The organism is Bacteroides caecigallinarum, from assembly GCF_016901995.1.
Taxonomy (GTDB): domain Bacteria; phylum Bacteroidota; class Bacteroidia; order Bacteroidales; family Bacteroidaceae; genus Phocaeicola; species Phocaeicola cellulolyticus.
This window is the reverse complement of sequence record NZ_JACJLE010000049.1, coordinates 20,917-28,670: the sequence shown is the minus strand read 5'-3', so window position 1 is coordinate 28,670 and position 7,754 is coordinate 20,917. Positions and strand designations below refer to the sequence as shown.

At 38.5% G+C, this 7,754-nt stretch carries 6 protein-coding genes; 4 read left to right on the top strand and 2 right to left on the bottom strand.

Going from position 1 to position 7,754, the window contains the following annotated elements:
- Positions 1 to 133: 133 nt before the first annotated feature.
- A complete protein-coding gene (locus H6A61_RS12410; RefSeq protein WP_204394019.1) occupies positions 134 to 1,666 on the top strand; it encodes a BspA family leucine-rich repeat surface protein in 1,533 nt (510 codons plus the stop codon).
- Positions 1,667 to 1,773: 107 nt separating this feature from the next.
- On the opposite strand, the gene H6A61_RS12405 is transcribed toward H6A61_RS12410, so the two are convergent.
- Positions 1,774 to 2,850 carry a YeiH family protein gene (locus H6A61_RS12405; protein WP_204394017.1) on the bottom strand — a complete coding sequence of 359 codons (1,077 nt, stop codon included), beginning with the start codon at positions 2,848 to 2,850 and terminating at the stop codon, positions 1,774 to 1,776.
- 240 nt (positions 2,851 to 3,090) lie between these two features.
- On the opposite strand from H6A61_RS12405, the gene H6A61_RS12400 reads away from it, so the two are divergent.
- Genes H6A61_RS12400 through H6A61_RS12390 form a run of 3 tightly spaced genes read left to right on the top strand, consistent with a single transcriptional unit; the run spans position 3,091 to position 5,433 of the window.
- Positions 3,091 to 3,705 carry a DUF5715 family protein gene (locus H6A61_RS12400; protein WP_239469208.1) on the top strand — a complete coding sequence of 205 codons (615 nt, stop codon included), beginning with the start codon at positions 3,091 to 3,093 and terminating at the stop codon, positions 3,703 to 3,705.
- A gap of 9 nt (positions 3,706 to 3,714) precedes the next feature.
- Positions 3,715 to 4,467, top strand: coding sequence for a tRNA pseudouridine(38-40) synthase TruA (gene truA / locus H6A61_RS12395; RefSeq protein ID WP_154043629.1), 753 nt, complete (start codon positions 3,715 to 3,717; stop codon positions 4,465 to 4,467).
- A 60-nt stretch (positions 4,468 to 4,527) separates the two neighbouring features.
- Positions 4,528 to 5,433, top strand: a complete 906-nt coding sequence (locus H6A61_RS12390; RefSeq protein WP_154043628.1) for a DMT family transporter — start codon at positions 4,528 to 4,530, stop codon at positions 5,431 to 5,433.
- An 88-nt stretch (positions 5,434 to 5,521) separates the two neighbouring features.
- Here H6A61_RS12390 and H6A61_RS12385 read toward each other — a convergent pair whose 3' ends face one another.
- Positions 5,522 to 7,708 (bottom strand): tetratricopeptide repeat protein, encoded by a 2,187-nt coding sequence (locus H6A61_RS12385; protein ID WP_204394015.1) that lies wholly within the window; start codon positions 7,706 to 7,708, stop codon positions 5,522 to 5,524.
- Between the last annotated feature and the right edge of the window lie 46 nt (positions 7,709 to 7,754).

Genomic DNA, 7,754 nt, shown 5'->3' with positions numbered 1-7,754 from the left:
AAGTAGCGACAATCTCTTTTACACCGTCAATAGGGCATTGGCGGCTGTCGGGGATACCTTGGGAATTAAACTTAAACATAATGCTGCTTAATTTTGATTAGTTACTTATGAAAAGAGCATAAACTCTGTTGTTATGAATTTGGAGGCCAGTGAAGGTGTTTATGCTTATGGAATTTATTCGACAGAAGATTCCATTCCTCTTTCCGAAATACAGAGAGAAGCTGTCAATGATAATAATTATGATAGGTTTATGAATATAAGATTGCTGGAAGAAGGAAATACCTATGAATTGGAAGGACTTGATGAGGGAAAGAAGTACTTTGTATATATTGCCGCAAAAGACAAGTTCGATAATTTCTCCGGTATAACACAAACCTCTGTTACGACTGACGTTCGTGGAGAAGAACATGAACTTAGAATGAAATTTGCTCTTACGTCATTGAATGAAAATACTGTATATTTGCCATTCTGGGGTAATGTAAGAGGGTATATCACATGGGGTGACGGTTCTGAAGAATATATAGACAAGTACGTTTATCCTGGTGATATAAGACATAGTTATAAAATTTCTTCACAGGAAGTGGTCGTAGCTTTTAGAGGTTCTTTGGAAAAAATATCAATGGAGAACCAAAGAGTAGGTTCAGTGATGTGTAAGTCATTGTTGAGTATAGAACAATGGGGAGATACTGATTTGCTTGAACTCGATTTGGAGGATGTTGTAACTCTTGAATCTATTCCAGATGATTTATGCGGAGCATTTAGTGATATAAAATCTTTTGAGAACAGTTTTAAAGGATGTACTTCTATAACTTCTATTCCTTCAGGATTATTCTCTTATGCAACATCGGCTACTGACTTTGAGAGTACTTTTGAAGATTGTACTGGACTTACTGAAATACCTGAAAATCTGTTTGCTAATTGTACAAGTGCAAGAAGCTTTGACCAGGTCTTTTATGGTTGCTCTAATTTGGAAATGATACCGGAGAAACTATTTTACAATAATAGTAATGTTGTTTCAATGCAATATGCATTTTCAGGATGTAGTAAGCTTGTTTCAATCCCTGCCGGCCTGTTTAAAAATAACACTTATCTGAACGATATCAAATGTATGTTCTACAGATGCAGTTCGTTGAAAACAATTCCGGAAGGACTTTTTTCAAGCTGTCACATAAGTTATATTACAGATATTCAACATTATCAGTACGGAAATTTGTACGGCCTTTTTACTGATTGTACTTCATTGGAAAGCATACCTTCAGATTTGTTCTCAAATATGGGGAATGTAGATAATATGGGCGCCTTGTTCAGAGGTTGTTCATCGCTTAAAGCGTTGCCGGAAGGTCTGTTTGATAACAATAAGAATGTGACATTCTTCGAAGATGCTTTCAATGGATGTACAAGTCTTACCACTATACCGGTTACATTATTTGATAACCAAAGAAAAATTGTAAAGGTTAAGAATCTTTTCAATGGCTGTAGTTCACTTACAGGTGAATCTCCTTACACAATGATAGACGGTAAAAAAGTTCATTTATATGAACGTAATAATCCTGAATACAATACTCAGTTTATTGAAATAATAGAGTCTGTCGGCGCATTTAGGGGATGTAACAAACTTGATGATTATGATAATATTCCTAATGAAAGCGGAAATTATTGGAAATAAGGATATGTATTAAAAAAGATAACCCTCGCTTCGTGGATATTCCATTGAAGCGAGGGCCATTTTTTTATCAAGTTAATTTTTTGTTGTTTGTTTTTTATACTTTCATGTTATCCCAGCATAGGCACCAGATACTTAGTAATCATATATCCACCACCCACAAGCCATATATAAAGTAGTCCGGCCAGAACAAATGGTTTTGCACCTGCCTGCTTGAATTTGTCAATGCTGGTGTCTGTTCCAAGTGCAGTCATTGCCATTGTAAGCATGAATGTATCTATATACTCTATTGCACCGTTCAAAGGGATTTCTTTTACGCTATCTACCCCCAGAAGGTATTGCAGCAGTGAATTGACACATATTATGCCGATAAATCCGAATGCAAACCATGGAATAGTGATTTTGCTTTTCTGGGCCTTGCCACTGGCATCTTTAGTTTTGCGGCCTGAAAGTGCTATACCCATTATCACAAGTACCGGAGCAAGCATCATCACGCGGATCATCTTAGTGATTGTAGCCGTACCTGCTATACCAAGTGAGTCTGTAGGGTCCATAGCGTTTCCGGCACCTGCTACGTGTGCCACTTCGTGAAGTGTACTTCCTGTGTAGATTGCCACTCCTGTATCTCCCAGTGCATCAAGCATTCCGGAACGGTACATGATAGGATAGAGGAACATTGATATTGTTCCGAATATAACCACTGTAGAAACTGCAATGGCTGTCTTGTGGCCTTCGCATTTAACAACCGGTTCTGCTCCAAGTACTGCCGCAGCACCGCATATGGCACTACCTGTAGCAGTCATCAGTGATGTGTCGGCATCCATTTTCAGGAGTTTGCCTAACCACACTCCCAGGAAGATCGTTCCTGCCACTATTATTGTATCTATTACAACAGCCGGTATTCCTACTGCAGCCACTTGTGTAAGTGTAAGGCGGAAACCGTAGAGCACGATACCTGCACGAAGTATCTGTTTAGTACAGAATTTTATTCCCGGAACCCATGTCTCAGGCAGCTTGTTTCTGAGGCTGTTGGCATACAGCATACCAAGGATTATACCTACAATCAGCGGACTGAATGACAAACTTTTTACAAATGGAATTTCTGCGATGTAGAATGCAGCGAAAGAGAATAGTGCGATAAGCAGAATACCGTGTATGGTATTGGCGCGATTTTCTTTTGTAAACATATCGTTCTTGTTTTATATTAAAGTTTCTTGTTTCCGGCTGCAAAGATAGTGCTTTTGCCAATATGTTGTTTTTCATCTTATTTTATGGCTTATAACTTTTGGTAATAACCAAAATGTTGAATAAATACTGTTGCCTGTTTTCACAATGTCAAGCATTATTGCTAATTTTGCGCCCGAAAATATAAATATAACAGAATGAAGAATTTATTAGGTGCTTTCTTCGCATTTGGTATTGTCGTTATGGCATTTTCATCATGTGGAGACAAAACTATGAAAATGAATAACCCACGCAATATAAAAGGTGTGGTGAGTTACAAACGTTCTTTCGGCGATTTGAATGCCGTACAGTTAAAATCGGCAAAGGCTATAGGTATATCTCCTGTGGCGTCGCGTGAAGAGGCTGAAAGCCTTAAAAAGAAACTGGTGGAAATAGGTCCTTGCGAATATTATGACATGGATTCATTGACACATTCCATTCCTTATCTGGTTCCTACTGCAAGCGCTCTGCTAGAAACAATAGGTGAGAACTTTCTTGATTCGCTTGAGAATAAAGGACTTAATCCAAACAAGATTATAGTTACTTCCGTTACTCGTACCAAAGAGGATGTCAAGCGTTTGAGGCGTACTAACGGCAATGCATCAATGAATTCATGCCATTTCTACGGAACAACGTTTGATATAAGCTGGAAGAGATTTACCAAAGTGGAAGATCCTGACGGACGTCCTATGCAGGATGTACGTGCTGATACATTGAAATTGGTTCTTGCAGAAGTCCTTCGTGACCTGAAAAAGGAAGAGAAATGTTACGTAAAGTATGAATTGAAACAGGGATGTTTTCATATAACAGCAAGATAATACATTGTGATGAACAGATATTTTATATACCTTGCATACGATGGCACAAACTATCACGGATGGCAGATACAGCCTAATGGTGAGAGTGTACAGGAAACTCTTAACAAGGCTTTGTCGGTCTTTTTGAGAGATGACAGTATTGAGGTGGTGGGTGCAGGACGTACGGATGCCGGTGTGCATGCCAGACTTATGGTGGCACATTTTGATATTGACCGCGAATTGGATTGTGATATGGTGACAGACAAGTTGAATCGTCTGTTGCCCCAGGATATATCAGTTTATAGTGTCCGACGTGTCCGTGAGGATGCTCATGCCCGTTTCGATGCAACATACCGTACATATAAGTACTATATAACCACGCGCAAGGATCCTTTTGCACGCCATTATTCATGGAGAATTTTTCAGAAACTTGATATTGAAAAGATGAATGAGGCAGCGGCAACCCTGTTTGAATATACGGATTTCACAAGTTTCAGCAAGCTCCATACTGATGTAAAGACCAATAACTGCAAGATTATGCATGCCTGCTGGAGTCAGTGTGGCGAGGACGAATGGGTATTTACAATTCAGGCTGACAGATTTTTGCGTAACATGGTGCGTGCCGTAGTTGGTACCTTGGTGGAGGTTGGACGCGGAAAATTATCTGTCGATGGATTTAGAAAGGTTATAGAGGAAAAGAACCGTTGTAGCGCAGGAACTTCTGTTCCGGCTCATGCCCTTTTTCTTGTTGACATAGGTTATCCGGAAGATTTGTTTCTGTAGAAGATTTCCTTTACATACAAACTCATAAACTAAAAACTTAAGAACTTAAAAACTAAAGATATGTGGTTACTATTGGCTTTCTGCTCGGCTGCTTTGCTGGGCTTTTATGATGTATTCAAGAAAAAATCGCTGGCTAACAATGCCGTACTTCCTGTTTTGGGATTGAATACATTATTCTCCAGTCTGATATTCCTTCCGTTTATACTGATTTCTTATTTCAGACCGGATATGCTTTCAGGATCATTGTTTTATGTGCCCGAAGCGGGATGGGAAGTCCATAAATTTATTATATTGAAGTCGTTTATTGTGCTTGGTTCGTGGGTGTTCGGTTATTTCGGCATGAAGCATCTGCCTCTTACAATAGTAGGCCCTATCAATGCCACACGTCCTGTGATGACGCTTGTAGGAGCACTTCTCATTTTTGGTGAGCGCCTTAATGCATATCAGTGGATAGGAGTCCTGCTGGCCATTGTTTCTTTCTTCCTGCTTAGCCGTTCCGGCAAAAAGGAGGGGATAGATTTCAAACACGACCGCTGGGTATGGTTTGTTGTACTGGCAGCAGTTCTTGGTGCTATAAGCGGACTTTACGACAAGTATCTTATGGGGCAGTTCAATAATATGGTTGTACAGGCATGGTATAATATATATCAGCTGTTCCTTATGGGAGGAGTGATACTGTTTTTGTGGTGGCCTAGACGCAAGCATGGTACTCCTTTTCGTTGGGACTGGTGTATAATATTGATTTCCATATTCCTGTCGGCTGCCGATTTCGTGTATTTCTATGCGTTGTCTATGGAAGATTCAATGATTTCCATTGTATCGATGGTAAGAAGAAGCAGCGTTGTAGTTTCATTCCTTTTCGGAGCGATGGTGTTCCGTGAGAAGAACCTGAAGAGTAAGGCTGTGGATTTGCTGCTGGTTCTTATCAGTATGCTGTTCCTATATCTGGGAAATGTGTTGGGTTAAGATAACCAGTTTCAGAATGTAATCCTTATAAAATATTTAGCCCCTGTTTAAACAGAACCCATCGTTTAAACAGGGGCTAAATATGTGTTTATACCAGCACCATATCCGGAATCAAATAGATCAGATCTTCATCTACACCCTTACTCTGTAGTGTTTTAATATCAGATGAGAATATATCATAGAATGAAGACTTTTTGTCTATCAGTTCATTGGCTTTTTTATAAAATGAGATAGCATTCTTTATGTCGTTGTTCACAAGATATACATGTCCTATATTCATCCAGTCTTCTGCTGTGGCATCCTTCTTTTCCAGTATTTTGGTGTACATTTCTATAGCTTTGTTGTATTGGTCCAACATGAAATAACACCATGCAATGGCTCTTTGGGCAGATGTTTTTCCTTTTGTCATATATTCCACCTTGAACATATATCTCAGTGCTTCGTCGTATATACCTTCTGTTATGAGTGCCTGTCCTATTTGTGTACAGATGCTCAGATCGTCAGGATTTATCTGTTCTGCTTCTTTCAGATATTCGTGTACAAGATCATAGCGCTTTTTCTTTTTATAGCAAAGTGCTATATTTTTGAGAGTCCATATATTTCCCGGTGACAAAATATTTGCTTTTTTGAGCAGTTCCAGAGCTTTGTCATAATCTTTGTTCAGAATATTTACATACGCTATTTTTTGCAAAGTTTCGTAGTCGTTAGGATTGTCATCAATGATGTCCATATAGGTAAATACAGCATCAGTCACATGTCCCTTGGCGAACAGATAGTCTGCAAGTTGCTTCAGCTTTCCGCTTTCTTTTACTATCATGCGTATATCGAAATCTTCCCATAATGCAATACCTTCTGAGAAAATATCTTTCTTTTCATAATGTTTTCTCCATAATTTGTAAAAACGGTACAAGTCCTGTATGAAAAGTCTGCTTTCAGTCTGACGTTTTTTCTTTTCATTATTTATGCCTTCCAGTTCTTCATTCAATTTGTTTTGGGCATTCAGTCCAGTATTCATCGCATCCAAAGGCAAGCTAGGCATGGTTTTGAATGTCAGACATAAAGAAAATCTGTCGGAATTACACATGTCTGTTGCTTTCATCAGAGTATTGATGAACGGAGCATAATTGTTGTTTTTGTCTGTCATCATTTCATATATGACAGGCACTTCAGGGCTGAAGATGTAGAACCAGTGAGATGGCTCGTAGAAGAAAGGATAGCTTTTCAGGTTTGAAAATGTACACATGTTTGTGTCCGCCCCTTCCTGACGCAGCATATCCAATTCCTTAATCTGGTCTTTTATTTTCTCTATGTTTTCTTTCCATTCCGGATTTTCTTCAATGATATCTTCTATAAACTCTTCGAAATTCATGTCTGACATATCGTCTATAGGCGATGCCAACTCCGTAGATTGCATTATCGAAGGGATTATCTCGTCTCTCATCTTCTTGTTTATGTTTTCTGTATCAAGTGACAGTATCATTTGTATGATTACAGTATAGAAATCATCCATGAAATATGGATTGTCCTTCATCAGATTTATTTCATCAAGAAGATTTGGATATGAATAGCTTATGGTTTCACTTTGAATGTGCATAGCTATCATTATACCCACTAGGGCACGTTGTGTGATTACAGGATTTTTGCATTTCAGATAGATATGCAAAAGCGTCCTGAACTTATATATATCAAGCATGTATATGAGGCTCAGACATAAAGCCGATGTGAATAATGCTTTGTCATTGTCGGATATTTTTTCTGATTCAATTATCGAAAGTGCTCCGTTATAATCCTCCTCGTTCCATACTACAGGCCGCCAGGTCTTGTTGAATAACTCTTCAAGTATTGATTGCCTTATTTTGATTTGAGTTTCTGTAAGTTCTGTCCGATATGGTTCTTCATACATGTCGGAGATGCTGATATCTTTTTGTCTTTCTTCCAGTTTCTGCAGTATTTCAGCGTATCCTTTCGAAGGGCTATGTTTTTCCTCTCTGTATGTTTGTGAAACGTATGAACTGTCATTTTCCAGCATATTCTGAATTTTTACTCTTTCATTAAGAATAAATGCTTTTCTTAATAATTGGGTGTACATTTCTTTCCTTTCCGGATCGTTCATACCTTGGCTGGTGTATTGCAGCATTAAGCCGTATGTGGTTTTCAGACTTTCAATGTCCGATTTTATCTGCCAGTTGTCTGTAGAAGATGCGTATTCATGAAGTTTTTCGAGAGCTTCTTTCAGTTTGTGGCTATAAATCAAATTTTTTATCTCGTTGTACATATACGGTAATTTCAATATTTATACTATTGCTGCAAAAATAATAACT

Excerpts from the sequence above, each read along its gene's own strand:
- H6A61_RS12410 (WP_204394019.1), top strand. The coding sequence starts at position 134 with ATGAATTTGGAGGCCAGTGAAGGTGTTTATGCTTATGGAATTTATTCG.
- H6A61_RS12385 (WP_204394015.1), bottom strand. The coding sequence starts at position 7,708 with ATGTACAACGAGATAAAAAATTTGATTTATAGCCACAAACTGAAAGAA.
- truA (WP_154043629.1), top strand. The coding sequence starts at position 3,715 with ATGAACAGATATTTTATATACCTTGCATACGATGGCACAAACTATCAC.
- H6A61_RS12405 (WP_204394017.1), bottom strand. The coding sequence starts at position 2,850 with ATGTTTACAAAAGAAAATCGCGCCAATACCATACACGGTATTCTGCTT.
- H6A61_RS12400 (WP_239469208.1), top strand. The coding sequence starts at position 3,091 with ATGGCATTTTCATCATGTGGAGACAAAACTATGAAAATGAATAACCCA.
- H6A61_RS12390 (WP_154043628.1), top strand. The coding sequence starts at position 4,528 with ATGTGGTTACTATTGGCTTTCTGCTCGGCTGCTTTGCTGGGCTTTTAT.